Raw genomic sequence first — 24,382 nt, 5'->3', positions numbered from 1 at the left:
GGGTCTCAGCCGGATGCCTCCTCGTCCCACTCGGCCGCCGTGGCCCGGCGCGCCGCGTCGTTCTTGCCGTACTCCAGCACCGTGTCCTGCCCGAGGGTCACGGCCTTGTCGACGGCCTTCCGCGCCGCCGGGTCCGCGATCCCGGGTAGCAGCCCGGTCCGCATCGTGTCCTCCAGCCGGCGTGCCACCGCGGCGGACTTCTCCAGCAGCCCGATGACCTCCTCGACCCGGCGGACGATCGTGCGCGCCAGGTCGACGGCGTCGAGGACGAGGACCGCGATGCCGACCGGCGCGGCGACCCCCACCGTCACCACGGCGCCCGCGGCCCACGCGAGCAGCTTCGGAATGAGCCGCACGACGAACTCGGCGATGATGTCGCGCACGACCGCGCGTTCGGTGCCGACGTTCGAGGCCGAGGTCAGCACGATGTCGGCCACCTCGTGGGCGGTCTCGGACAGGCGTCGCGCGGCCTCGACGCGTGTCGCGGCGGCACCGCGGAACGCGTCCCCGGCCGCGCCGGTCCAGGCGCCGGGGGCGGCGAGGACGGTCTCGATCTCCGGGACGAGGGCGGCCAGTTCGCGGGAGATCTGCTGCCAGTCCTTCGCCCGGGCCTCGATCTGCTTCGCGTCACCGCAGAGCCAGTCCAGCGGTTCGCGCAGGAAGTCGAAGTGCTCGATGGCCCAGCCGACACCGGCCGCCCCGAGCTCCTTCAGCGGGTCGGCGACCACGCTCAGCGTGTCGAGCCCGGCGACGGCCGTGGCCGTGACGACGCCGCCGGTGTCCTGCTCCCCGACCGCCTTCCCGACGTCCTCGAACGAGGAGAACACCCCCGCACCCTCGAGCGGGCCGGGCCCCTCCACCTCGACCGGCGCCGTCACCGGTCCGCCCCGACCGGTGACGGGGCCGTCGGGACGTCGACGCCGAGCAGGCCGTCGACCACCCGGCTCTCCACCTGGAGGTAGGCGGCGACGGACTCCCGTGCCGCGGTCGCCAGCTCGTGCAGCTCCGAGGCGAGGCGGTCCACGGCCTCGACCCCGGCCCGCATGGCCGAGGTGGCCTGGGCGGAGAAGAAGTCGCCGATGACCCCGTAGGCGTCGGAGTCGAGCTCGGCGAGCGACGGGCGCATCCCGGTGACGGTGGAACCGGCGTCGTCGAGAACCTCGGCATGGGTCGAGACCGTGCCGGTGTCGACCGAGAAGCCGGGGCCCGTCACCGCCCGCCGCCCGCCGTCAGCGGCTCCACGATGGCCGCCACCTGCGCCGCGGCGTCGGCGGCGGCCTCCCGGCTCAGCCGCAGGACCGTCTCGGCGAGCCGGGCCCGCGGCAGCTCCTCGGCCCGTACGCCGAGCTGCAGGTCGGTCAGCGTCCCGGACGCGTCGACGGTGACGACGACCGCGCCGTCGCGGGTGCGCGCGGTCGCCGTCACCGTCGCCACCCGGTCCCGGGCCTCCTCGGCCCGGAGCCGGATCGTGTCGATGCGGGTGCGGTACTCGTCCAGCCAGGTCCGCCCGGCGGAAGGCTGCTCGGCGGTGAAGGACTCCATGGGCCCCGACGATGACGTGCACCGTCGGGGCCCACGGGCGAACCGGTGGATCAGTTCGCGATCGCGACCGGCTCCAGTGCCTTGCCGACGACCAGGGCACCGGTCCCGCCGTCGGCCGCGGGGTCCAGGTCCACCCGGACCGTGTCGCCCTCGCGGACGCCGCCGGACAGCAGCTCGCGGGCGAGCTGGTCGCCGATCGCGGACTGCACGAGCCGGCGAAGCGGACGCGCGCCGTAGACCGGGTCGAACCCGTTGAGGGCGAGCCACTCACGGGCCGCGTCGGTGACCTCCAGCGAGAGCCGCCGCTTCGCGAGCCGCCGCGCCAGCACACCGACCTGGATGTCGACGATGTGGGTCAGCTCCTCGGTCGACAGCGCGTGGAAGACCACGACGTCGTCGAGCCGGTTGAGGAACTCCGGCTTGAAGTGCGACCGGACGACCGACATGACGGCGTCCTTGCGCCCCTTGTCGTCCAGCGAGGGGTCGGCGATGGCCTGGCTGCCCAGGTTGGACGTCAGCACCAGGATCGTGCTGCGGAAGTCCACCGTGCGGCCCTGGCCGTCGGTGAGCCGGCCGTCGTCGAGCACCTGCAGGAGCGTGTCGAAGACGTCCGGGTGGGCCTTCTCGACCTCGTCGAGCAGCACCACGCTGTAGGGACGCCGCCGCACCGCCTCGGTGAGCTGACCGCCCTGGTCGTACCCGACGTAGCCGGGAGGGGCACCGACGAGGCGGGCCACCGAGTGCTTCTCGGAGTACTCGCTCATGTCGATGCGGATCATCGCCCGCTCGTCGTCGAACAGGAACTCGGCCAGCGCCTTGGCCAGCTCGGTCTTGCCGACGCCGGTGGGCCCGAGGAACAGGAACGAGCCGGTGGGCCGGTTCTCGTCCGCGACGCCGGCACGCGTCCGGCGCACCGCGTCGGACACCACGCGCACGGCCTCGGCCTGGCCGACCACGCGCCGGCCCAGCTCGTCCTCCATGCGCAGGAGCTTGGCGGTCTCGCCCTCCAGCATCCGGCCGGCGGGGACGCCGGTCCAGGAGCTGACGACGTCGGCGACGTCGTCCGGGCCGACCTCCTCCTTGAGCATCACGTCCTCGTGCTTCTCGACGACGGCGGTCTTCTCCGCGAGCTCCTTCTCCAGCGCCGGGATGCGGCCGTAGCGCAGCTCCGCGGCCCGGCCCAGGTCGCCGTCGCGCTCGGCCCGCTCGGACTCGCCGCGCAGCTGCTCCAGCTGCTCCTTGAGCTCGCGGGTCGCCTCGATGGCGCCCTTCTCGTTCTGCCAGCGCGCGGTCAGCGCGGCCAGCTCCTCGCGCTTCTCGGCCAGCTCGGCGCGCAGCGCGACGAGCCGGTCAGCCGAGGCGGCGTCGGACTCCTTCTCCAGCGCCATCTCCTCGATCTCGAGGCGACGGACGGCCCGCTCCACGGTGTCGATCTCCACCGGGCGCGAGTCGATCTCCATCCGGAGCCGGGACGCGGCCTCGTCGACCAGGTCGATGGCCTTGTCCGGCAGGAACCGGGCGGTGATGTAGCGGTCGGACAGGGTGGCGGCGGCGACGAGCGCGGCGTCGGTGATCCGGACGCCGTGGTGCACCTCGTAGCGCTCCTTGAGCCCGCGCAGGATGCCGACGGTGTCCTCGACCGACGGCTCCCCGACGAGCACCTGCTGGAAGCGGCGCTCCAGCGCCGGGTCCTTCTCGATGTGCTGGCGGTACTCGTCGAGCGTGGTCGCGCCGACCATCCGCAACTCACCGCGGGCGAGCATCGGCTTGATCATGTTGCCGGCGTCCATCGCGCCCTCACCGGACGCGCCCGCACCGACGATCGTGTGCAGCTCGTCGATGAAGGTGATGACCTCGCCCGCGGAGTCGGTGATCTCCTTGAGGACGGCCTTGAGCCGCTCCTCGAACTCGCCGCGGTACTTCGCGCCGGCCACCATCGACCCCAGGTCGAGGGCGACGACCCGCTTGCCGCGCAGCGACTCGGGCACGTCACCGGCCACGATCCGCTGGGCCAGGCCCTCGACGATCGCGGTCTTGCCGACGCCCGGCTCACCGATCAGCACCGGGTTGTTCTTGGTGCGCCGCGACAGCACCTGGACGACGCGGCGGATCTCGGTGTCCCGGCCGATGACCGGGTCGAGCTCACCCTCGCGCGCGCGGGCGGTGAGGTCCTGGCCGTACTTCTCCAGGGCCTGGTAGCTGCCCTCGGGATCGGGGCTGGTCACCCGGGCGGAGCCGCGGACCTTGCCGAACGCCTCGCGCAGCGCGTCCGGCGTGGCGCCGTGGCGCTGCAGGAGCTGGGCGACCGGGCCGCCGGACCGCGCGAGCCCGACGAGCAGGTGCTCGGTGGAGACGTACTCGTCACCCATCTCGGTGGCGAGCTGCTGGGCCGCGGTGATGGCGGCCAGCGCGTCACGGGACAGCTGCGGCGCGCTCACCGACGAGCCCGAGGCCGACGGCAGCCGGTTGCCCAGCGCGGTCAGCTCGGATCGGACGGCGTCCGCGTCCGCCCCGACGGCGGCCAGCAGCGGCGCGGCGATGCCGTCGCCCTGGGCCAGCAGGGCACCCAGCAGGTGGGTGGGCCCGACATCGGGGTTCCCGGCCAGCGTCGCGGCCTGGGCGGCTGCGGAGATGGCCTGCTGGGTACGGGTGGTGGGGTTGAAGGAGTCCATGCTCCGCGTTCCTCCCGGTCCTTCTGTGTCGACGATCTGTGCATGAGGAGCGGCACCCCGGGCCACTGCTCTCACAGTGTGCCGGAGGGTACGCCTCTCGACAGGTTCAACAGCAGGAAAGTTGAGTCTGTTCCACTCAGGATGAGGGAGTTCGGAGGAACGACCGCGGCCCGCCCGGAAGGATCCGGACGGGCCGCGGGGTGGAACGGTGGCGCAGGGCGCGCTCAGCGGTGGTTGTCGCCGAGCACCGCGATCTGGGTGCCGTTCAGGTTGTCCTTGACGTCGACGACGTCGTTCAGGAAGTCGCTGCAGTTGCCGATGTTGGCAATCTGGTTGCCCGCGATCGGGGCGAGGACGTTGAGGTCGGCGAGACCACCCTCGGCACCGCCGCGGGCGGACGCGTCGCCACCCTCGAAGGCGCAGTTCTTGTCGCCGCCACCGTGGTGGTGACCCTTGTCGTTCCCGTAGTCACCCGCGAAGGCGAACGGTGCGGCGGCGGCGAGGGCGGCGGCGGAGCCGGCCACGACCATGCCCAGCTTCTTCTTCGACAGCATTCCTGCTTCTCCTGTGTATCCGATTCAGGACGGGTGGTCGCGACTCCCGGAGCCCGTGGGAGCCGCAACCCGTCCGATCGCCCGGATTCGACCAGACGTGCCCGGTCGGTGACGATCTGCAGCGATCAACGAGGCCGCGCCTCGGAAGTGACGGTCCGAACGTCACCTAATCGGCGCACTGTCGCGCCATCCTCGTCACCGCAGGTCAGCGACGGGTAGTACGACCGCGCAACGAACGTGATGCGCCCGACACCAGATGGGTCGTGCTCGGGAACCGCCGGCGCGGCGGTCGCGGCACGCGCGGCGCCGTCCCCCGCGCACCGAAGAAGTCGCCGCCCTTGCGGGCCGGGTCGTCGGTGCCCCAGGCCCGCCGCTGCGTCACCCGCTCCATCCGCGGGATGTGCTTGCGGCAGTGGATGTAGGCCTCCTCGACGTCCACCACCACCCAGCGCTCGGCGCGGCGGCCCGCGGCGTGGTCGTCACGCGCGCGCCCGGGGTAGACGGCACGGAAGGCGTCGTCGTCCATGATCCGGGCGCGGCCGTTGACGTGCAGCCCGATCAGCGACTCGGTGAAGTCGACCATCAGCAGCCCGATGTGCGGGTTCTCCGTCAGGTTGCCGAGACTGGCGTAGACGCCGTTGCCCCGGTACTCGGGGTAGGCCAGCGTGTGCGGGTCCAGCACGTGCAGGAACCCGGGCGGGCCCGCCCGCAGCGAGCTGTCGCACTCGCCGTGCGCGTCGGACGTCGCGACGAAGGCCATCTCCATCCGCCCGACGAACTCGATCATCCGGGGCAGCAGCCGGTCGCGGAGCTGGTCGTCGTAGAACCGGTCGGCGCGGGCGGAGCTGCCCACCTCGGCCTGCACCACGTGCTCGCCCGCGGAGCCGGGGCGGTGCGGACCGTCCGGGACCTCCCGGACATCGGAGGACGGGCCCCGCTCCGAGGGGGCGGGGACGACGACCCGCGGCACGGCCGGACGGCCCCGTCCGGGCAGGACGACGGCGGGGATTCGCAACGGCACGGGACAACCGTGCCATCCGGCACGGCCAGGACCAAACGATCACCATTCCGACCGGCCGGGCCACCGCCACGTCGGCTTTCCGCACGATGGGCGCTATCCTGAGCCCGGCGCCCCCCACGCCATGACGAGTGACCGCCGTCCCCGAACGGATGATGAGTGACGATGCGTACCCGCTCACCACACCTTGGTGAGCCGGTCGGCGTACGCCGTACCGGCGGACGGAGTCTCTCGCGTACCCTAACCGGCGGAACGCGGGCGTCGACGCCCGGTGTCACCGCGGCACGGAGCACGACCGAGGAGAGTGTCCGCCAGGCATGACTGCTGCCCAGCTGATCGCCGGCGACGTCGCCCCGCCGCGACGCCCCGCCTCGGAGGCGGATCGCACCGTCGAGCTCATCCGGACCAGCTTCGCCCTCGTCGAGCCGCAGGCCGAGGAGATCGGCAAGCACTTCTACGCCACGCTGTTCAGCAAGGCACCCGAGACGCGTGACCTGTTCCCCGTGAACATGGAGGTGCAGCGCAGCCGGCTGCTGCGCGCCCTCGTGCACGTGGTGCAGATGGTCGACCAGCCCGACGACCTCGTCCCGTTCCTGCAGCAGCTCGGCCGCGACCACCGCAAGTTCGGCGTGCTGTCCCAGCACTACGACGCGGTCGGCGCGGCGCTGCTGTCGGCGATCGCCACGTTCGCGGGCGAGAACTGGACCCCGGAGATCGAGAAGGCCTGGGTCGGCGCGTACGGGATCGTCGCGGACGCGATGCAGCAGGCCGCCGCGGCCGAGCGCGGGCCGGCGTCCTGGCTGGGCCGGGTCGTCGAGCACCGCCGGATCGGCTGGGACCTGGCCGTGGTCACCGTCGCGACCGACCAGCCGGTGCCGTACCAGGCCGGCCAGTACGTCTCGGTGGAGACGCCGCACCGCCCGCGGCTGTGGCGCTACCTGTCCCCCGCCAACGCGCCGCGTCGCGACGGGACCATCCAGTTCCACGTCCGCGCGGTCGAGGGCGGCTGGGTCAGCCGCGCGATCGTCGCGCACAGCCGGGTCGGCGAGACCTGGCGGATCGGCCCGCCGATGGGCCGGATGGCCGTCCCGCAGAACACCCGGCGCGAGCTGCTGATGGTGGCGGGCGGCACCGGCGGCGCGCCGATGAAGGCCCTGCTCGACGAGGTCGGCCGGCGCCCCCAGCCGCCGCGCACCCAGGTCTTCGTCGGCGGCCGGACGTGGGACGACCTGTACGACTTCACCTCGCTGCGCAAGCTGTCCTACAACTACCCGTGGCTCGACGTCATCCCGGTCGTGGAGTACGAGGACGAGCCCTCCGGCGCCGAGACCGGCACCCTGGCCGACGTCGTGACCCGGTTCGGTGCCTGGAGCGACCACGACGTCCTGGTCTGCGGGTCGCCGGCGATGATCCGCTCCACGGTCTCGCGGATGCTGGTCGCGGGCACGCCGCTCGACCGCATCACCTACGACCCGTTCACGATGGACTGAGCGACGCCGTACGCCACGACGGCCGCCCTCCCGCACCGGGAGGGCGGCCGTTTGCGTCGGGGGTGGGCTCAGAACGCCTCGGTCGTCCGCACCGAGAGCACGTGCAGCTCCCGGGTTCCGGTGAACGCGTCCCGGCCGTGCAGGAAGCGGTAGTTGTCCAGGACCAGCAGGTCGCCGCTCTCCAGCCGGAACCGCGGCGCCGCGTCGAACGCGGTGGCGAGCACGTCGGCGTAGGACTCGATGTGCGCGAGGTGGGCGTCCCAGTGCGGCTCGCGCGGCACCGGCAGCACGTAGTCGCTCGCCCGGACCGCGCGCCGGCCACCCCGTGTGTGCTCGATCATCCGGCGCAGCAGCGGCGTCAGCGGGACCCCGCGCGGCGGGTTCGTGCGGCTGCCGAAGAAGTCGACGTCGCTGCCGGTCAGGAACCCGTACAGCGACGGGTGCTCCGCGGCGAGCCGGTCGGCCAGCGCGTAGCCGTCGACGAGCACCGAGTCGCCCCCGGACGGCGCCGGCGACGTGCAGTGCATGAACAGGAAGTCCTCGTCGGGGTCGCGCAGCCGCACGGTGCGGCCGTGCACGTCGGCCTCCAGGTAGGCGCCGTCGTTGTGCAGACCCAGGACCGGGGAGTCGGTCCCGCCCTGCGGCCGGATGCCGAACAGCTCGCGCAGCCGTCCGCCGAGCAGGGTGGCCGCGGCGACGACCATCGCCTCCGGATCCGGACCGGCGCCGGGGATGTGGACGACGCCGTCGCGGGCCAGCACCTCCCGGGCCTCGCCGAGCTCCGCCGCGCGGGGCACCACCCCGGTCTCGTCCACCAGGCTCTTGAGCTCCGGGCGCGCCTCACCCGTGCGCCGCCCGTCGGTTCCGATCCTCGCCACGACGTACCTCCTGCCGTTCATCCGTACTCGCAGCAGTGTGGCAGGAACGAAGCGCTGTCAGAACTGTCCGGTCGGACCGGTCGTCCACCGGCGTTCCAGCCCGCGGCCGAGTGCGGTGACGAGCAGCGCCGTCCCGACGACGGCCAGCGCGGGCAGCAGGACGAGCTGCGGGGCGTTGAACAGGAACTGCCGGCCGTCGGCGAGCATCGCCCCCCACTCCGGGGTGGGCGGCTGCGGCCCGAGCCCGAGGAAGGACAGCCCGGCCACGGTCAGCAGGACGTTCGCGAACCGCAGGCACAGGTGCGACAGCAGCGGCCGGGCGAGGTTCGGCAGCACGTGCCGGAACGCGATCCGCAGCGGCCCCGCGCCGACGGCGACGGCGCCCTCGACGTACTCCCGGGCGCGTTCGCGCACCACGAGCTGGTAGGTGAGCCGGGCGAACGGCGTCCACCCGGCGACGACGATCGCCACCAGCAGCGACCACACCCCCGGGGCCCCGCCGGACGCGGCGACCACCACGAGCCCGATCAGCACCGCCGGGATCGCGACGAGCACGTCGATGGTGCGCTGGAACAGCTGGCCGACGGCCCGTCCGCACCAGGCGGCGAGCACGCCCAGCACCGTCCCGAGCCCCGCGCACAGCGCGAGCGCGACCAGGGTGAACCCGACCGAGAGCCGGGCGCCGACGGCCAGCCGCGCCAGCATGTCCCGGCCGAGCTGGTCGGTGCCGAGCGGGTGCGCGGCCGACGGCCCGGCGAAGCGGTGGGACAGGTCGTTGGCGACCGGGTCGAGCGGCAGCAGGGCGAACAGCACCAGCACACCGAGCAGGACCAGCGCCCCGACCTGCAGGACCGCCGCGCGCCGGGTGGTGCGCGCGGCGGCGCCCGCGGGGCGGGCCAGCACCGAGGCGGTCACCGGACGGCGCTCCGGGCCACCGGGTCCAGCGCGAGCGCGAGCAGCTCGGCGAGGATCCCGGCGACGGCGGCGACCAGCACGATCGCGAGCAGCCCGGCCTGCACGACCGGCAGGTCCTGGCCGAGGACGGCGTCGTAGAGCAGCCGGCCCAGGCCGGGGATCGCGAACAGCACCTCGACCACGACCGAGCCGCCGAGCAACCCGCCGAGGAACAGCCCGGACAGCGAGGTGACCGAGGTCAGGGCCAGGCGGCCGCCGTGGCGCCACAGGACCCGCCCGTCGCTGATCCCCTTGGACCGCGCGACGGCGACGTGCGGGCGGGCCAGCGCGTCGACGGTCTCGGCGCGCACCAGCTGGGCGGCGAGCGCGGCCGGGAACGCGGCCAGGGTGACCACCGGCAGCACCGCCTGGTCCACGTCACCCCAGCCGGTCGCGGGCAGCACCGGCACGGTGACGGCGAAGGCGAGCACCAGCGCCGTCCCGAGCACGAACTCGGGGATCGCGACGCCCAGCACCGATCCGGTGGTCAGGGCCCGGTCGAGCCGGCCACCGGGGCGACGCGCGGCGCGCACCCCGAGCGGGATCCCGACCAGGGCCGCGAGTACCAGTGCGGCGACGGTGAGGGTCAGCGACACCCCGAGCGCGGGCCAGAGCAGGCCCGAGACCGGGGTGCGGCTGGTCCAGGAGATCCCGAGGTCGCCGCGCAGCAGCGCGCCGGCCCAGCCGGTGAACTGGTCCCACCAGGTGCCGTCGAGGCCGTACTGCTCCCGCAGCGCGGCCAGGACCGACGGGTCCGGGTCGGACTCCCCGGTCCGGCTGCGCATGATCGCGAGCGCGGTGTCCTGTCCGGAGAACCGCGGGAGCAGGAACACCAGCACCGCCGCGGCCACGGCGACCAGCGGCAGCGCCAGCAGCCTGCGTGCGACGAGTGCGGTCACTCCGTGGTCGCCAGCCCGGGGACGACGAGCGACTTGGCCAGCGGGTCGACGGTGTAGCCGGTGACCCGGTGCCCGACGCCGTTGGCGTTGGTGTGCACCAGCGGGACTCCGACGACGTCGGCGTTCAGCTTCGCCGCGGCCTCGGTGAAGACCTTCTGTCGTGCGGCCGGGTCGGTCTCGGTGGCCAGCGGGGCGAGCAGGGCGTCGAACTGGGGCGAGCAGTAGTGGTTGAGGTTGTAGGAGCCCTGGCAGGTGTAGTCGGTGGCCAGCGTGGCGACGGCGTCCGGCACGTCGACCAGGTAGCTGCGCGAGAGCAGGTACATGTCGAAGTCACCGGCGAGCAGCTGCGGCTCGCGGGCGTCGTAGTCGCCGATGCGCACGGTGACCTCGATGCCGGCCCCGCGGAGCATCTCCTGGACGGCGGTGACCAGCGTCGGGAGCTCGGGGCGGGCGCCGTAGGACCCCAGCTCGATGCGCAGCGGGTTGCCAGGGCCGTAGCCGGCCTCGGCCAGCAGCTGCCGGGCGCGCGCGGGGTCGGCCGGCGGCGGGGCGTCCTGCGAGCCCCACGCCACGGCCGGGCCGAACAGCTCCGAGGCCGGGATCGCCGACCCGGCGAGCGCCTGCTCACCGAGCGCGGTGCGGTCCACGGCAGCCGCGACGGCCTGCCGCACCCGGATGTCGGCGAAGGGCCTGCGGGACTGGTTGAGGACCAGCGACGCGGTCCGGGGCGCGGCGACGGTCTGGTTCACGTACTCGTCGCCGGTGAACTCCAGCGCGCTGGACTCGGGGAGCTCCTGGGCGATGTCGGCGTCGCCGGCCCGCAGGGACAGTGCCCGGGCGGCCGGGTCGGGCACGAAGTTCGCGGTGACACCGGCCAGCTGCGGGCGCTCACCCCAGTAGCGGTCGTTGCGGGCGAGGGTCACCGACTGGGTGCTGTTCGTCCGGGTGATCGTCATCGGGCCGGTGCCGGTCTGCTGGACCGACGGCGGCGTGGCCCGGTACGCCGACGGCGCCAGGATCGCGGTGTTCACGCTGGACAGCCGCAGCGGCAGGATCGGGTCGGGCTTCGCCGTCGTGACGCGCACGGCAGCCGCGCCGTCCGCGGCGGCCTGCAGGCCGATCCCGCGCACCGCGCGCGGCGGCGCGGCGACGCCGGCCACCCAGTTCAGGGCGGTCGCGGCGGCCTGCCCGGTGAGCGGCTCGCCGTTCTGGAAGGTCACGCCGGGGCGCAGCTCGAACCGCCAGGTCCGCGGGTCGGACTGCTGGGCCCACGCCGTCGCCAGCGCGGGTCGGGGCTTCCCGTCCGGGCCGGACGCCACCAGGGACTCGGTCACCCCGAGCTGGGAGAGGACGAACGCGTCGTCGGTGTCCACGCCGTAACCGGCCGACGGGCCGAAGGCCATCGCGATCGTGGCCTGCCCGTCCGGCACGACCCGACCGCTCTCGCCACCGGTGCCGCCGCACGCGGTGAGGACCGCGGCGCTCACCACCAGGGCGGCGGCGACCCGCAAGCGGGAACGACGGGGTGCTACGACGGCGCGCACGGCGGCGGGCATCACGACCTGGCCTCTCCGGCGCCCTCGACCGTGTGTCACCCGGCGCCCGGGAGATCTTCGGTAAGCCTGTACAGACGGTCAAGCATCTTCATGCATGCGCATATGTCGTTGTTGCCATCGAGTCGCGGCTGCCGACGGCGACCTGGTACCACTTCGTGGTGCTCCGCAGCCTGCTCCGCCGACCCGCCGATCCCGAGTCGGACCCGCGTCCCCCGACGCCGCTCCGACCGGGCCGGTGGGCCCAGTTCCGCGGGCTCCCCCCGGTCATGAAGCTGCTGATCAGCACCCAGATGGCCTTCAACGTGGGCTTTTACATGGTGCTGCCCTACCTGGCGACGCACCTGGCCGAGGACCTCGGGCTCGCCGCGGCGGCCGTCGGGCTGGTGCTGGGGCTGCGGACGTTCAGCCAGCAGGGACTGTTCGTGATCGGCGGGACCCTGACCGACCGGTTCGGTGCGAAGCCGGTCGTGCTCGTCGGGTGCTCGCTGCGCGTGATCGGTTTCATCCTCCTCGGCGCGGCCGGGTCGCTGCCCGCGGTCATCGGTGGGGCGCTGCTGACCGGGTTCGCGGCGGCCCTGTTCTCGCCGGCGGTCGAGTCGTCGCTGGCGCGGGAGGCCGGGGAGCGGGAGCGCGCCGGTGAGGGCCCGGCGCGGACCGAGGTGTTCTCGATGTTCGCCGTCGCCGGTCAGGTCGGGACCGTCACCGGGCCGCTGGTCGGCACCGCGCTCATGGTGGTCGACTTCCAGCTCGCCTGCCTGGTCGCCGCCGCCGGCTTCGTGCTGGTGGGTCTGGCGCACTGGCGGTGGCTGCCGTGGCGCGAGCCCGAGCAGGCCGGGCAGCCGATGCTCGCCGGCTGGGGCGAGGTGCTGGGGAACCGACGCTTCCTGCTGTTCGCGGTCGGCTACTCGGGTTGGCTGCTCTGCTACAACCAGCTCTACCTGGCCCTGCCCGACGAGCTGGAGCGCGTCGGGCGCACCGCCGCGCTCGGCTTCCTGTTCGTGATGATGTCGGTGCTGGTGATCTGTCTGCAGATGCGGGTGACGGCCTGGGGGAGCCGGATGGGGGCGGGCCGCGCGGTGGTGCTGGGGTTCTGCCTGATGGCCGCGTCGTTCACCGTCGTCGCGGTGGCCCGGCTGCTGCCGGACCTGCCGGGGTGGTGGGCCCTCACTCCCGCGGTGCTGATGGTGCTCCTGCTGACCTTCGGTGAGATGTTCGCCGTGCCGGTCGCGCAGGATCTCGTCCCGCGGCTGGCCGGGGAACGCAGGCTGGGTGCCCACTTCGGGGTGCTCGCCTCGTTCGGCGGGCTGATGGTGCTCGTCGGCTCGACGGGGGTCGGGGCGCTGCTCGACCCCGCGTTCCCGCCCGCCCTGCCGTTCCTGGTCCTGGCGGCGGTGCCGCTGGCCGGAGCCGTGATGCTGGGCCTGCTGGCCCGGCGCGGAGCGCTGACGGCCGCCTGACCGGCTCGTGCACGGGCACGACGGTCGTCGCCGCGCGAGGCCCGGTCCCGCACCCCGGTTCCGACGGAGGACGCCGGGGTGCGCGACGGAGCGGGTTCAGCCGTCGTCGGCCGGGCGCCAGCGCACGACGGCCTGACGCCGGTCCACCGGCACGAGGTCGCGCCGGTAGGAGCGGTGCACCGCCGCGGTGGCCTGCGCAGCGGCGGCGCGGACCGCGTCCAGCTCGGCGGTCACCTCCTCGAGGCGCGCCGAGAGCTGGTCGACCATCTGCTCCAGTTCGATGATCCGCTTGACGCCCGCGAGGTTCACGCCCTCCTCCTGGGAGAGCCGCTGCACCTCGCGGAGCAGGGCGATGTCGCGCTGGGAGTAGCGACGTCCGCCGCCCGCGGACCGGCCCGGGCTGACCAGGCCGATCCGGTCGTAGCTGCGCAGGGTCTGGGCGTGCAGGCCGGACAGCTGCGCGGCGACCGAGATGACGAACACCGGGCTGTCGTGTGCCACGTCGACCGTCGGCGGTTCCTCCCCGTCACGGGGGGTGCGTCGTCCGGACACCGCCATCACCTCCTGGCGCTACCGAGCAGGTCGGCCCGCGGGTCGAACGACGACGTCGCCTCGGCGTAGGCCTCCAGCGCGCTCCTCGCCGCCTCGTCCAGCTTCTGCGGCACCGCCACCTCGACGGTGACCAGCAGGTTGCCCTTCTTCCCGTTCTTGCGTTCGACCCCACGCCCCGACACCCGGAACGTGCGGCCGCTGGTGGTGCCCGGCGGGATCCGCAGCGAGACGGTGCCGTCGAGTGTGGGCACCGTCAGGGTCGCCCCCAGAGCGAGCTCGGGGAAGGTCACCGGCACGGTGAGGGTCAGGTCGTCGGGGTTCTTCGACGACCGCCCGAAGATCCGGTGCGGGGTCACGCTCACGGTCACGTAGAGATCCCCGGCGGGGGCCCCGCCCCGCCCGGGCTCGCCCTGTCCGGGCTCGCCCTGTCCGGGGAGCCGGATCTTCTGACCGTCGTCGACGCCCGCGGGGACCCGGATGGACAGCGACCGGGTCCGGGTGGACACGCCGTCGCCGTGGCACTCGGGGCACGGGTCGTCGATGATGCGCCCGGTCCCGCGGCAGTCGCGGCACGGCTCGGAGAACGAGAACGCGCCCTGGCTGCGGTTCACCAGGCCCTGACCGGCGCAGGTGGGGCAGGTGCGCGGGGTGCTGCCGGGCCGGGACCCGGTGCCGCCGCAGCGCTCGCACCGCCCGGGCGAGGACAGCTTGATGGGCACCGTCGCGCCGCGCACCGCGTCCTCGAAGGAGATGGTCAGGCTGCTCTCGACGTCCTGGCCGCGGCGGGCACCGGCCGTGCCGTACCCGCCCGCACCGCCGGCGCTGTTGCGCGCGGCGCGGCCGAAGATGTCGCCCAGGATGTCGCTGAAGTCGCCCGCACCGGCCCCGGCGCCGCCCGCGCGGCCGGCCTGGCCGAACAGGTCGTTGATGTCGAAGCCCCCCTGGCCGGCGCCACCGGGTCGCGCGCCGCCGGGGAAGCCACCGCCGGTGCCGAACCCGCCGAAGCCGCCGCCACCGGCGAACATCGCGCGGGTCTCGTCGTACTCCTTGCGCTTGGACTCGTCGCCCAGCACGCCGTAGGCCTCGGAGACCGCCTTGAAGCGGGCCTCGGCCTTCTCGTCGCCGGGGTTCGCGTCCGGGTGCAGCTCACGGGCGAGCTTGCGGTACGCCTTCTTGATCTCGTCCTGGGACGCCGTCGAGGAGACGCCCAGCTCGCGGTAGTAGTCCTTCTCGATCCAGTCGCGCTGGGTCACTCCGCCTCCTTTCCGTTCACGCCCGCGACGCGGCGGGAGACCTGTCGTCTCCCGCCGCACCGCGTGGTCACGTCCCTACCCGTCCTGGTCAGGCCGGGTTCTGCGGCTCGCCGTCGCCGGCGTCCGCGCCGCCCGCGGCGTCGGTCTCGGCCTCCGCCTCGGGGCGGTCCTGCACGGTCACCATCGCCGGCCGGAGGACCCGGTCGGAGATGCGGTAGCCACGACGCAGCACCGTCGACAGCACGGTGACCGTGGGGCCGGAGCCCTCGGCCGGCTCGTGCTGCACGGCCTCGTGGAGCTGCGGGTCGAAGGGCTCGCCCTCGGTCCCGAACGGCTCGAGACCGAGCTTCGTCAGCACCGCGGTGACCTTGTCCGCAGCGGCCTTGAAGGGTCCCGTGAGGTCGCCGTGCTGGGCGGCGCGCTCGAAGTCGTCGAGCACGACCAGCAGGTCGTTCGCGAACGAGACCTTCGCGTCCACCTTCGTCTGCTCACGGTCCCGGTCGGCCCGACGCCGGTAGTTGGCGTACTCGGCGCTGACCCGCTGCAGGTCCGCGGTGCGCTCGGCGACCTCGGCCCGCAGCTTCTCGACCTCCGGGTCCTCCCCGTCGGCCGGGCCCGCGACCTGCTCACCGTCCCCGGCCGGGGCCGCCGTGTCGGCGGCCCCGGTCGCGTCGGCGTCGGGACGGACCTCGCCGGTCTCCGGGTCCACCTTGCGGCGGTCCCGGAACGTCACCGGCTCCTCCTGCTTCTGTTCGTCTGCCATGTCGACCGTCCTGTCGTCCCGTGGATGGCCGCCGGCCGTCACTTGCCGCCCTTGGCGTCCTTGTCGTCGTCCACGATCTCGGCGTCGACGACGTCGTCCTGCGCGGCGGAGGCACCGGCCGCACCGGCACCACCCTCGGCACCGGCACCCGCGGCGCCCTCGGCACCGGGCTGCGAGTACAGGGCGGACCCCATCTTCTGGGACTCGGTGGCGAGCTTCTCCATCGAGGACTTGATCGCCTCGTGGTCGGTGCCCTTCAGCGCCTCCTGGGTCTCACCCAGGGCGGCGTTGACCGAGTCCTTGACGTCGGAGGGGAGCTTGTCGTCGTTCTCCTTGACGAACTTCTCCGTCTGGTAGACGAGGGTCTCCGCCTGGTTGCGGGTCTCCGCCTCCTCGCGACGCTTGGCGTCCTCCTCGGCGTGCGCCTCGGCCTCCTTGACCATGCGGTCGATGTCGTCCTTGGACAGCGCCGACCCGCCGGTGATCGTCATCTCCTGGCTCTTGCCGGTGCCCATGTCCTTGGCGGACACGTTGACGATGCCGTTGGCGTCGATGTCGAAGGAGACCTCGATCTGCGGGACGCCGCGCGGGGCCGGCGCGATGCCGGTCAGCTCGAACATGCCGAGCTTCTTGTTGTACGCGGCGATCTCGCGCTCGCCCTGGTAGACCTGGATCTGCACCGACGGCTGGTTGTCGTCCGCGGTGGAGAAGATCTCCGAGCGCTTGGTCGGGATCGTGGTGTTCTTCTCGATCAGCTTGGTCATGACGCCGCCCTTGGTCTCGATGCCCAGGGACAGCGGGGTGACGTCCAGCAGCAGGACGTCCTTGACCTCACCGCGGAGCACACCGGCCTGCAGCGCGGCACCGGCGGCGACGACCTCGTCCGGGTTGACGCCCTTGTTGGGCTCCTTGCCGCCGGTCAGCTCCTTGACGAGCTCGGTGACGGCGGGCATCCGGGTGGAGCCACCGACGAGCACGACGTGGTCGATCTGGTTCACCGAGATGCCGGCGTCCTTGATGACCTGGTTGAACGGCTGACGGGTGCGGTCCAGGAGGTCCTGGGTGATCCGCTGGAACTCCGCGCGGGACAGCGTCTCGTCCAGGAACAGCGGGTTCTTCTCGGAGTCGACCGTGATGTAGGGCAGGTTGATGCTGGTCGAGGACGAGCTGGACAGCTCGATCTTCGCCTTCTCCGCGGCCTCGCGGAGCCGCTGCATCGCCATCTTGTCCTTGGTCAGGTCGATGCCCTGGGAGGACTTGAACTTGTCGACGAGCCAGGTGACGATCCGCTCGTCCCAGTCGTCACCACCGAGGTGGTTGTCGCCGTTGGTCGCCTTGACCTCGACGACGCCCTCGGCGATCTCCAGCAGGGACACGTCGAACGTGCCGCCACCCAGGTCGAAGACCAGGATGGTCTGCTCCTTGTCGCCCTTGTCCAGGCCGTAGGCCAGCGCGGCCGCGGTCGGCTCGTTGACGATGCGGAGCACGTTCAGGCCGGCGATCTGACCAGCCTCCTTGGTCGCCTGGCGCTGCGCGTCCTCGAAGTAGGCCGGCACCGTGATGACGGCGTCGGTGACCTCGTCGCCCAGGTAGGACTCGGCGTCCCGCTTGAGCTTCTGCAGGACGCGGGCGCTGATCTCCTGCGCCGCGTAGGTCTTGCCGTCGATCTCCGGCGTCTTCCAGTCGGTGCCGATGTGGCGCTTGACCGAGCGGAAGGTGCGGTCGGAGTTGGTGACGGCCTGGTTCTTCGCCGACTGGCCGACGAGGACCTCACCGTTGCGCGCGAACGCGACGATCGACGGAGTGGTGCGGGCACCCTCCGAGTTCGCGATCACCGTCGGCTCGCCACCCTCGAGGACGGCGACGACGGAGTTGGTGGTCCCGAGGTCGATACCGACCGTACGAGCCATGGTGACTGCCTCCGAGATGTGTGGGGTATGAGTGCGTCCGGCTCAAGTTGTACCAAACCGGGGAGCAGCTCGCGCATCGCCCTTGAGTGGGCTCTGCTCAACTTGCTCTCGTGGGGGTCAACGGACCACCCGGGAGACTTGTTCCCGGGGGACTCAACTTTTATCCGCGACGTTCACGTGTGCAGGTCCGTGGCGCGGGCTAGCCTGTGGCCGGTCGATCGGCGACGGAGGATCACGTGCTCAGACCCGCTCTCCGTGGAGCACGCGTTGCCGTCCTGCTCGTCGGCCTCGCTCTCCCGCTCGCGGGGTGCCCGTCGGCCCCGAGTACTGCCTCCCCGATCTCCGCGACGCCTTTCCCTCCCCGCCCGGCCACGGTGGACGTGACCGGACGCCATCCGTGCGACCTTCTGGACGCCACACGGCGTGCCGAGTTCGGCTTGGACAACGGGCGCCCCGGCGAGGTGACGGTCGACGGCAGGCGTTCGCCCACCTGTATCTACCTCGGACGGACCGCGAAGATCGACTCCAGTGTTCAGTTCCTGCCGGTGCCCGCAGCCGACCTGGCCAGGGCACCCGGAGCCGAACTCGAAACGTTGGCCGGGTACGGGGTGGTGCGGTCGTCGGATTCCTCCGACACCCTCCCGGCTTGCGACATCGTCGTGGACATCGGCGATGACGTCTCGCTGCGAACCCAGTCCCAAGCTCTATCGACGAATCTCCGTAGCGCGGGCCTGACAGACGACGCCCTGTGCGGCCGTTCCCGTGATCTGGCCAACGCAGTTCTGGCGGAACTCACCCGGCGCTGATCACGTACGTCCGGAGTTCGCTCGTGCGAACACCCTTCGTGGGAAGCGCCGTCGCGGATCGACGACTTCCCTAGCGTTCAGGCATGTCCATCGGCCCGTCCGACTCCTCCTCGGCCACTGATCCCGGTCTGCTGAGCCAGGAGGCTTATTCAGGGCCCGTGAAATAACGATCTAGCCCGGCGTGTCGGGTTGGGCGACAGCCCGTCCATCGCGAAGATTGATTTGCCGAATCAATCCAAGATGAACGGGTTGTCGCAGTATGTACTATACCACTGGCTTTCGGCGTGATGAGATTCAGGATCTTGCCGCTCTGGTGCATGAGCAGGATCAGCGGAACGCGACTGGCCTGCGACGGCCTTGGCCGCCGATTCTGGGATTGTTCTGGTCGGTGGTGATCACGTTGGCGTATCTGCGCGGGAATCGTGTGCAGTGGGAGTTGGCGGAAACCTACGGGGTGTCGCAGTCGACGGTCAGTCGAGCGATCGCGGGGGTGACACCGTTGCTGGCACAGGCACTGCGGAGTGTCGTTCCGACTGCGGAGGAGCTTCGTGCCGATCGGCAGTACATCATCGACGGAACCCTACTGCCCTGCTGGTCATGGACCGCCATACCAGGTCTGTGGTCGGGCAAGCATCGCACCACCGGCGTCGTCGTCCAGGTCGCAGCCACCCTGGAAGGGCAGCTGTCGTGGATCTCCGACCCGACCCCAGGCTCCCGACACGACCTACATTGCCTCGACCAATCCGGCGCCCTCGACCACCTCGCCACATACCCACCGATCGGCGATAAAGGCTACATCGGGCGCGGCATGCTCACCCCGTTCAAAAAACAACCCGGCCGGGAACTTCTCGACTGGCAGAAAACATTCAACAAGAGCCTCAACCGCACACGCGCCACCATCGAGCGAGTCATCGCCCATATCAAAACGTGGAAAGTTCTCCACACAGACTACCGCCGACCCTACGCCACATTTAAAACGACGATCTCGGCAGTCATCGGACTCATCTTCTACGCACTTACCTGACGGAGCCTGAATAAGCCTCCAGGTCTCTCCCACGACCGTGCTGCAGGTCGGGGAGGCCCTGAAGCATCAGATCGACGACATGCGGTCAGCGCTCATCAGTGCGCGCACGCGGCGGGTCGACCGTTGCGGAGCCGATCCCATATCTGACCTCGCCACTCCGGCGTTCGACCGGAAGTACCAGCAGCTTCTCGAGGTCTACGCAGCCCACCAGGAGGCTTATTCATAAGCCGCAAAGAAGTAGAGGCCTACGATTGCCGCAACTGTGCTTTCGTATTTGCTGATGGGGTAGCGGTATCGGCCACCTTCTTCGCTGAGCATGCGCCATGTTTTGAGGTGCGCGATGGCGTGTTCGACGGCTGCGCGGATTCTGCCGAGGGCGGTGTTGAACTCGACTTGGCTGGGGTCGAGGTCGATACCGGGGGATCGCTTGTGCGGGACCGTGTTGATGCCCTCGACGCCGATGTAGCCGAGGTCGGCGACGGACGGGAGATCGCGCAGACGCTCCGCCAGCCCGGATGCGGCGTAGGCATGTGCGTCGTGGCGGGCGCCGTGAATCGGGACTTCGCCGACCGCGACGAGGACTCCGTCGAGGGTGGCGGCGATCTGCAGGTTCATGCCCGAGTAGCCGGCCTTGACCGAGAACAGGTCGGACACTGCGTTCCAGTCCCACGTCGGGCACACGGTGCCATCGACCAGCACTGTTCCGCCTCCGAGGACCTCCCGCGGGTCGGGCACGACGTCGGCGAGGACCTCGCCGATCACCGGGCGCAGCAGGTCCCAGCGGCGACTGACCGTGGACTGGCTGACCCCGAAGATCGCGCCCGCGAAGTCCTGGGTCACGTTCTTGCGCATCAGCGTCACCACCATGGCCACTGACCGGAACAAGCCCAACGCAACAGGCCTACCTGCAGAAACGAACTTGCCGCCGCATCGGGCGTGTACTCTCACCACCAGATCGGTGAGTTGTCTATCGTCCAACCCTGTCATAGCTTTGAATCGCAACAGCTCTTCGCCGATCCTCGTTCGATGCCTGGGAACACCGAACAAACCGGCAAGGGCTGTTGCACTTCAAGCGCGACACACCGCCGTGCCGGTATCGAGACAAAATCGCCGGTGACGGCTTCCGCAGATCAACAGAATTACTCCCTTGTGAATAAGCCCCCAGGACGAGCTCGAGCGGGCGGTCCGAGACCTCCGAGTCGTCGCCGAGTCCTTTCAGCTGAACGAATCCGACATCGAGAAGACGTTCGGTGCGACGGACCCGGGCCAGTCCTGATGGCATTTCCCCACTACTTCAACTTTGCGGCCAGGACCCTGCAGGAGAAGTACCAGTGGGTCGTCGGCGAACCCGGTTCGCAGGCTGTCGTCGACGCCGCAGACGCGCTCAGGGCCGTCGACAACGACCTCCGCCGTGCCTCCGACGACGCCCGCAGACGCATGGCGGAGCTCGGCATCTCCTGGCAGGGCCCCGCCGCGGCCGCCGCCCAGCAGTCCCTCGACGGCATCACCACCTCGATGACGTGCACCGCCCCCGTCACCGCGAACGGCGCGACCCAGCTGGACGCCTACGGACAGTCGTTCGACCGCACCCAGGCCGCCATCGCCGCTCTGGACCCCACCCCGCCCGGCATCTTCACCAGCGGCGTCCGCAACGCCCACCTGCTGGCGGGCGCCCCGTTGACCGGTCTAGGCGCCACCGTCGCCGACTACGTCACCTCGCTCGAACGCGACCAGCGGCACAGCGAGGAGGCCGACCGTGTGCTGCAGGAGCACCTCGACACCGCGTCGGCGATCGACGACCGCTTCCTCACCGTCGACCCGGCATCGGCCGCGGCGCCCACCGGTGCCGGAGGTCCGCCGCCGAGCTCGAACGGGGCCGGCGGGTTCGGCCCGGCCGCCGTCGGGGACGGCGGCGGAGCCACCCGTGTCGGCGGCGGGGGACCGGGCGGCGGTACACCGGGTCAACCGGGTCAACCGGGTCCACCGGGTGTCGGGCCCCGGCCCGGACCGGGCGGCATCGAGGCTCCCGGCGGGCGGGGAGTCGGCGGGCGGGGGAGCGGTGGGTCGGGAGGTTCGGGTCCCGGCACGCCGGACGTCGGGCGACCCGCTGGCCCCGGCGGGCCCGGGAACAGCGGGGATGGCACCGACCGGGACCGCACCGGGCTGCCCGGACCGGCCGACGTCGTCGCACCCCAGCGCCTCGACCCACCGACGACGCCTGCCCCGGACCCGTACCGGCCCGCGACACCCCAGGGCGCGTACCCCACGTCGACGGCACCGGGCCCCGATCCGTTCGGCACCCGCGTCGACCTCGGGCGCCGGTTCGGCGAGCGGACCCGGGCGCAGCCGCTCCTCCCGCCGTCGGCCCGTGGCCCCGGGTACGGCGAGCGACTCCCCGTGGGACGGGATCCGGTGGCGGACGGCCGTTCGAGCCGTTCGGTCCCGGCGCCCGGTCCACCGAGCCGGCCTGGTCCGCCCGCCCCGGCGAGGCCACCGGACGGGGCACCGGCCCGAGCGGCTACGGCTCGATGGCCGGCGGCGCGGGCGGCCGCGACGCCCAGGACCACCGCAACCGCTATGTCGTCCCCACCGACGAGGTGTTCGACATCGAGATCGCCGCGACCGACGCCGTCCTGGCCCCCGAGGAGCCCCACCGATGATCGACTGGAACCGCGCCACCGTCCTCACCGCCGCCGAGTTCGACGTCGCCCGGGACCTCCTCGACCTCGGTCGCAACCCCGCGGTCCTGGAGCTGCTCAGCCCCGGGTTCACCGACGTCGAGCGGACCCGCGTCGTACGGGGGTGCCTCGACACCCTGGCGGCGCGGGGCCTGTTCACCGGCACCACGTTCGAGCCGAGCCTGGTCGACGACCTGCGCACGGTCGTCGCACCGGAGTTCCAGCACGACCTCGTGGTCGCACCCCCGTCGTGGCAGCGTGCGCTGGTCGCGCGGCGGGCCGGGCGCGCGGTGCTGGCCACCCGGATCGACGACGACGTCGCGCTCGTGCGCGTCCGGCCCGACGACGCGTCCACCGTCCTGGTCGAGCTGCTCGGCGAGGTCGTCCCGGGCCCCGGTGTCGGGGTGCAGATCCCCGTCGCGGTGCTGGGGGACGCCGTCGAGCGCGCCGACGGCGACGCCGACCGGCTCGTCCACGAGCTCCTCCGGCGGGGCTGCACCGCGGCCGAGGCCGAAGTGCTGCGGCGGATGGGACGGACCGAGGGCGTCGCCCAGCTCGGTGCCGGGCGCAAGGGACCCGACCCGTGCCGCGCGCCGGGTGTCCTGCTGGTGCACGCCACCCCGGACGGCTGCTACGTCCAACGGCGCCCGACCCCGGACGTCGTCGGCGGCCCGCTGCCCGACGACGCCGTGGTGCACGCCGGACCGGCCGACGCGACGTACCTGGTCCGTGAGCTGGACCGGCTCGCCGACGCGGCCCGGCGCCGTCGCGCACCGGTCGGGGCGCACCGGACCTGGTGACGGGCAGCCCGGAACTCGCTTACCGGGTAAGCGAATTCGGCAGGGAAGGTATCCCTGTCGCACCGCGAGATGCAGCTCAGCGGGCCGTGGGGATCGACGATTCCCGCTGAGGTGCATCTCGCCGTCGCCCGGCCACGGACCGCGCAGATCCGCCGGAACCGACCGGCGCAAGCAGCGTGATCGGCACTGCGGCGTGATCGGCACTGCGGCGTGATCGGCTCAGAGCGTGTTTGGAAATGGTGGGTGTGTCGGGATGGTCGACACGGCTGGGGTGCTCCATCGTGGTCGGCATGCAGGAACGACCGCGCCGGTACCCCTCGGACACCAGTGATGCCCAGTGGGTGGTGATCGAGCCGTTGTTACCGCCGCTCGCGCGGCGGGGGCGGCCTGTTGCTCATGCTCGTCGGGACGTGCTGGACGCGATCTTGTATGTCGTGCGGACCGGGTGTGCCTGGCGGGCGTTGCCGGTGGACTTCCCGCCCTGGCAGACCGTCTACTGGTACTTCAACCAGTGGGAACAGCAGAAGGTCACCGAGAAGATCCTCCCGGTCGTGCGGGGGCAGTTACGTATCGCCGAGGGCCGTGATCCGGAGCCGAGTGCGGGGATCATCGATTCCCAGTCGGTCAAGGGCGCCGACACCGTCGGCCAGGACTCCCGCGGCTACGACGCCGGGAAGAAGACAGGCGGACGGAAACGGTTCATCGTGACCGACACCCTCGGTCTGCTGCTGACCACGATGGTGTGCTCGGCCTCGGTACAGGACCGCGACGGCGCCAAGCCGATCCTGCTCAACCTCTACCTGCGCACCAGGGTGCGGTTCGTCTACGCCGACGCCGGCTTCGCCGGGCGACTGCTCGACTGGGCCGCCACGATCCTGCAGACAACGATCGAGATCATCCGCAAGCCACCCGAGCAGCGCGGATTCACCGTCCTCCCACGAAGGTGGGTGGTCGAACGGACCCTGGCCTGGCTCACCGCACACCGACGCCTGGCCCGAGACTACGAACGCCACCCCACCACATCCGAAGCCATGATCCGCTGGGCCGCGATCAACACCATCACCCGCCGCATCGCCCGTGGATACCCCGCCACCCGCCAGCAGAAACACACGACACCCTCAACCCACTAGAATTTCCAAACACGCTCTCAGCGGCGTGAGCGCAGCGGGGTCCCGTGAAGTCAGCGCAGGACGACGGTCCCCCGCGGCACCTGCCCCGCCGACGCCGGCGGCACCGTGTCCGGCACCTCCACCCGGACCGGCAGCGACCCGGGGACCACGCGGTCGTCCACGTCGCGGTACTCGAGATCCCCGTCGGGACCCAGCTCGGTGACGTAGCCGTGTGTCGCGAGCTGGGCGTCGTCGAGCTCGGTCAGGGGCTCGGCGCGCACCGCGGACACCGCGTACTCGGGCCAGACGACATCGGGGTAGGCCTCGTGCAGGTCGGTGAGCAGCCCGACGAAGACCTGCTGCCAGCGAAGCGGCATCGACTGGGCCAGTGAGCGCGGCACGACGAGGTGGTCCGGGCAGGCACCGGGCACCGCGGAGTCGAGGTAGTCCGACCTGACTTCGGTCAC

The 24,382-nt window shown here is 71.8% G+C and carries 22 protein-coding genes and 2 pseudogenes; 8 read left to right on the top strand and 16 right to left on the bottom strand.

What is annotated here, in order from left to right; translation table 11 throughout:
• Positions 1-5: 5 nt before the first annotated feature.
• The 6 genes from KPL57_RS08500 to KPL57_RS08475 form a co-directional block, all read right to left on the bottom strand.
• The gene (locus KPL57_RS08500) at positions 6-878 is read right to left on the bottom strand and encodes a hypothetical protein (RefSeq protein ID WP_226351161.1); all 873 of its coding nucleotides are present in this window, start codon (positions 876-878) and stop codon (positions 6-8) included.
• The gene (locus KPL57_RS08495) at positions 875-1,213 is read right to left on the bottom strand and encodes a type VII secretion target (protein ID WP_226351160.1); all 339 of its coding nucleotides are present in this window, start codon (positions 1,211-1,213) and stop codon (positions 875-877) included. Before KPL57_RS08495 ends, KPL57_RS08500 begins: the two co-directional genes overlap by 4 nt.
• The gene (locus KPL57_RS08490; RefSeq protein ID WP_149665337.1) at positions 1,210-1,542 is read right to left on the bottom strand and encodes a YbaB/EbfC family nucleoid-associated protein; all 333 of its coding nucleotides are present in this window, start codon (positions 1,540-1,542) and stop codon (positions 1,210-1,212) included. The genes KPL57_RS08495 and KPL57_RS08490 overlap by 4 nt, the downstream gene beginning before the upstream one ends.
• A gap of 50 nt (positions 1,543-1,592) precedes the next feature.
• Positions 1,593-4,214: an ATP-dependent chaperone ClpB gene (gene clpB / locus KPL57_RS08485; RefSeq protein ID WP_226351159.1), complete on the bottom strand. Its 2,622-nt coding sequence runs from the start codon at positions 4,212-4,214 to the stop codon at positions 1,593-1,595.
• 224 nt (positions 4,215-4,438) lie between these two features.
• Complete coding sequence (locus tag KPL57_RS08480; RefSeq protein ID WP_226351158.1) at positions 4,439-4,768, bottom strand: hypothetical protein; 330 nt, start codon at positions 4,766-4,768, stop codon at positions 4,439-4,441.
• A 205-nt stretch (positions 4,769-4,973) separates the two neighbouring features.
• Positions 4,974-5,789 carry a pyridoxamine 5'-phosphate oxidase family protein gene (locus KPL57_RS08475; RefSeq protein WP_226351157.1) on the bottom strand — a complete coding sequence of 272 codons (816 nt, stop codon included), beginning with the start codon at positions 5,787-5,789 and terminating at the stop codon, positions 4,974-4,976.
• A gap of 314 nt (positions 5,790-6,103) precedes the next feature.
• Between KPL57_RS08475 and KPL57_RS08470 the strand changes: the two genes are divergently transcribed.
• Positions 6,104-7,276 (top strand): globin domain-containing protein, encoded by a 1,173-nt coding sequence (locus tag KPL57_RS08470; RefSeq protein ID WP_226351156.1) that lies wholly within the window; start codon positions 6,104-6,106, stop codon positions 7,274-7,276.
• 68 nt (positions 7,277-7,344) lie between these two features.
• Here the strand turns inward: KPL57_RS08470 and KPL57_RS08465 are convergent, their stop codons facing one another.
• The 4 genes from KPL57_RS08465 to KPL57_RS08450 are packed head-to-tail and all read right to left on the bottom strand — an operon-like array spanning position 7,345 to position 11,518.
• A complete protein-coding gene (locus tag KPL57_RS08465) occupies positions 7,345-8,154 on the bottom strand; it encodes a TauD/TfdA family dioxygenase (RefSeq protein WP_020626993.1) in 810 nt (269 codons plus the stop codon).
• A gap of 57 nt (positions 8,155-8,211) precedes the next feature.
• On the bottom strand, positions 8,212-9,069 hold the full coding sequence (locus KPL57_RS08460; RefSeq protein WP_226351155.1) for an ABC transporter permease: 858 nt from the start codon (positions 9,067-9,069) through the stop codon (positions 8,212-8,214).
• Positions 9,066-10,007 carry an ABC transporter permease gene (locus tag KPL57_RS08455; protein WP_226351154.1) on the bottom strand — a complete coding sequence of 314 codons (942 nt, stop codon included), beginning with the start codon at positions 10,005-10,007 and terminating at the stop codon, positions 9,066-9,068. The genes KPL57_RS08460 and KPL57_RS08455 overlap by 4 nt, the downstream gene beginning before the upstream one ends.
• A complete protein-coding gene (locus KPL57_RS08450; protein ID WP_226351153.1) occupies positions 10,004-11,518 on the bottom strand; it encodes an ABC transporter substrate-binding protein in 1,515 nt (504 codons plus the stop codon). Before KPL57_RS08450 ends, KPL57_RS08455 begins: the two co-directional genes overlap by 4 nt.
• A 311-nt stretch (positions 11,519-11,829) precedes the next feature.
• On the opposite strand from KPL57_RS08450, the gene KPL57_RS08445 reads away from it, so the two are divergent.
• Positions 11,830-13,020 (top strand): MFS transporter, encoded by a 1,191-nt coding sequence (locus tag KPL57_RS08445; RefSeq protein ID WP_139320138.1) that lies wholly within the window; start codon positions 11,830-11,832, stop codon positions 13,018-13,020.
• 96 nt (positions 13,021-13,116) lie between these two features.
• On the opposite strand, the gene KPL57_RS08440 is transcribed toward KPL57_RS08445, so the two are convergent.
• The 4 genes from KPL57_RS08440 to dnaK form a co-directional block, all read right to left on the bottom strand.
• Positions 13,117-13,578 carry a heat shock protein transcriptional repressor HspR gene (locus tag KPL57_RS08440; RefSeq protein ID WP_020626988.1) on the bottom strand — a complete coding sequence of 154 codons (462 nt, stop codon included), beginning with the start codon at positions 13,576-13,578 and terminating at the stop codon, positions 13,117-13,119.
• Positions 13,578-14,825 carry a DnaJ C-terminal domain-containing protein gene (locus KPL57_RS08435; protein ID WP_226351152.1) on the bottom strand — a complete coding sequence of 416 codons (1,248 nt, stop codon included), beginning with the start codon at positions 14,823-14,825 and terminating at the stop codon, positions 13,578-13,580. Before KPL57_RS08435 ends, KPL57_RS08440 begins: the two co-directional genes overlap by 1 nt.
• 88 nt (positions 14,826-14,913) lie before the next feature.
• On the bottom strand, positions 14,914-15,588 hold the full coding sequence (gene grpE / locus KPL57_RS08430; RefSeq protein ID WP_226351151.1) for a nucleotide exchange factor GrpE: 675 nt from the start codon (positions 15,586-15,588) through the stop codon (positions 14,914-14,916).
• Between the two features lie 38 nt (positions 15,589-15,626).
• Positions 15,627-17,498, bottom strand: coding sequence for a molecular chaperone DnaK (gene dnaK, locus KPL57_RS08425; RefSeq protein ID WP_226351150.1), 1,872 nt, complete (start codon positions 17,496-17,498; stop codon positions 15,627-15,629).
• Between the two features lie 206 nt (positions 17,499-17,704).
• On the opposite strand from dnaK, the gene KPL57_RS08420 reads away from it, so the two are divergent.
• Both KPL57_RS08420 and KPL57_RS08415 read left to right on the top strand, forming a co-directional pair.
• On the top strand, positions 17,705-18,304 hold the full coding sequence (locus KPL57_RS08420; RefSeq protein ID WP_308187911.1) for a DUF3558 family protein: 600 nt from the start codon (positions 17,705-17,707) through the stop codon (positions 18,302-18,304).
• A 259-nt stretch (positions 18,305-18,563) separates the two neighbouring features.
• Positions 18,564-19,328 carry a transposase family protein gene (locus KPL57_RS08415; protein ID WP_226351148.1) on the top strand — a complete coding sequence of 255 codons (765 nt, stop codon included), beginning with the start codon at positions 18,564-18,566 and terminating at the stop codon, positions 19,326-19,328.
• A 216-nt stretch (positions 19,329-19,544) separates the two neighbouring features.
• Here the strand turns inward: KPL57_RS08415 and KPL57_RS08410 are convergent, their stop codons facing one another.
• The gene (locus tag KPL57_RS08410; protein ID WP_226351147.1) at positions 19,545-20,195 is read right to left on the bottom strand and encodes a transposase; all 651 of its coding nucleotides are present in this window, start codon (positions 20,193-20,195) and stop codon (positions 19,545-19,547) included.
• Between the two features lie 159 nt (positions 20,196-20,354).
• On the opposite strand from KPL57_RS08410, the pseudogene KPL57_RS71900 reads away from it, so the two are divergent.
• The 4 genes and pseudogenes from KPL57_RS71900 to KPL57_RS08395 all read left to right on the top strand — a co-directional run.
• Positions 20,355-20,921, top strand: a pseudogene (locus KPL57_RS71900) (PPE domain-containing protein); the annotation flags it as partial.
• Between the two features lie 935 nt (positions 20,922-21,856).
• On the top strand, positions 21,857-21,988 hold the full coding sequence (locus KPL57_RS66115; RefSeq protein WP_255677190.1) for a hypothetical protein: 132 nt from the start codon (positions 21,857-21,859) through the stop codon (positions 21,986-21,988).
• Positions 21,985-22,806 carry an ESX secretion-associated protein EspG gene (locus KPL57_RS08400; protein WP_226351146.1) on the top strand — a complete coding sequence of 274 codons (822 nt, stop codon included), beginning with the start codon at positions 21,985-21,987 and terminating at the stop codon, positions 22,804-22,806. Before KPL57_RS66115 ends, KPL57_RS08400 begins: the two co-directional genes overlap by 4 nt.
• A 236-nt stretch (positions 22,807-23,042) precedes the next feature.
• Positions 23,043-23,952 (top strand): annotated as a pseudogene (locus KPL57_RS08395) (IS5 family transposase); the annotation flags it as partial.
• A gap of 34 nt (positions 23,953-23,986) precedes the next feature.
• Here KPL57_RS08395 and KPL57_RS08390 read toward each other — a convergent pair.
• Positions 23,987-24,382 carry a hypothetical protein gene (locus tag KPL57_RS08390; protein ID WP_226351145.1) on the bottom strand — a complete coding sequence of 132 codons (396 nt, stop codon included), beginning with the start codon at positions 24,380-24,382 and terminating at the stop codon, positions 23,987-23,989.

It is taken from the genome of Pseudonocardia sp. ICBG601, assembly GCF_020496245.1.
This window is presented reverse-complemented; position numbering and strand designations above follow the sequence as displayed.

Excerpts from the sequence above, each read along its gene's own strand:
- KPL57_RS08415 (WP_226351148.1), top strand. The coding sequence starts at position 18,564 with ATGTACTATACCACTGGCTTTCGGCGTGATGAGATTCAGGATCTTGCC.
- KPL57_RS08445 (WP_139320138.1), top strand. The coding sequence starts at position 11,830 with ATGAAGCTGCTGATCAGCACCCAGATGGCCTTCAACGTGGGCTTTTAC.
- KPL57_RS66115 (WP_255677190.1), top strand. The coding sequence starts at position 21,857 with ATGGCCGGCGGCGCGGGCGGCCGCGACGCCCAGGACCACCGCAACCGC.
- dnaK (WP_226351150.1), bottom strand. The coding sequence starts at position 17,498 with ATGGCTCGTACGGTCGGTATCGACCTCGGGACCACCAACTCCGTCGTC.
- KPL57_RS08470 (WP_226351156.1), top strand. The coding sequence starts at position 6,104 with ATGACTGCTGCCCAGCTGATCGCCGGCGACGTCGCCCCGCCGCGACGC.
- KPL57_RS08480 (WP_226351158.1), bottom strand. The coding sequence starts at position 4,768 with ATGCTGTCGAAGAAGAAGCTGGGCATGGTCGTGGCCGGCTCCGCCGCC.
- grpE (WP_226351151.1), bottom strand. The coding sequence starts at position 15,588 with ATGGCAGACGAACAGAAGCAGGAGGAGCCGGTGACGTTCCGGGACCGC.
- KPL57_RS08440 (WP_020626988.1), bottom strand. The coding sequence starts at position 13,578 with ATGGCGGTGTCCGGACGACGCACCCCCCGTGACGGGGAGGAACCGCCG.
- KPL57_RS08400 (WP_226351146.1), top strand. The coding sequence starts at position 21,985 with ATGATCGACTGGAACCGCGCCACCGTCCTCACCGCCGCCGAGTTCGAC.
- KPL57_RS08410 (WP_226351147.1), bottom strand. The coding sequence starts at position 20,195 with ATGGTGGTGACGCTGATGCGCAAGAACGTGACCCAGGACTTCGCGGGC.
- KPL57_RS08490 (WP_149665337.1), bottom strand. The coding sequence starts at position 1,542 with ATGGAGTCCTTCACCGCCGAGCAGCCTTCCGCCGGGCGGACCTGGCTG.
- clpB (WP_226351159.1), bottom strand. The coding sequence starts at position 4,214 with ATGGACTCCTTCAACCCCACCACCCGTACCCAGCAGGCCATCTCCGCA.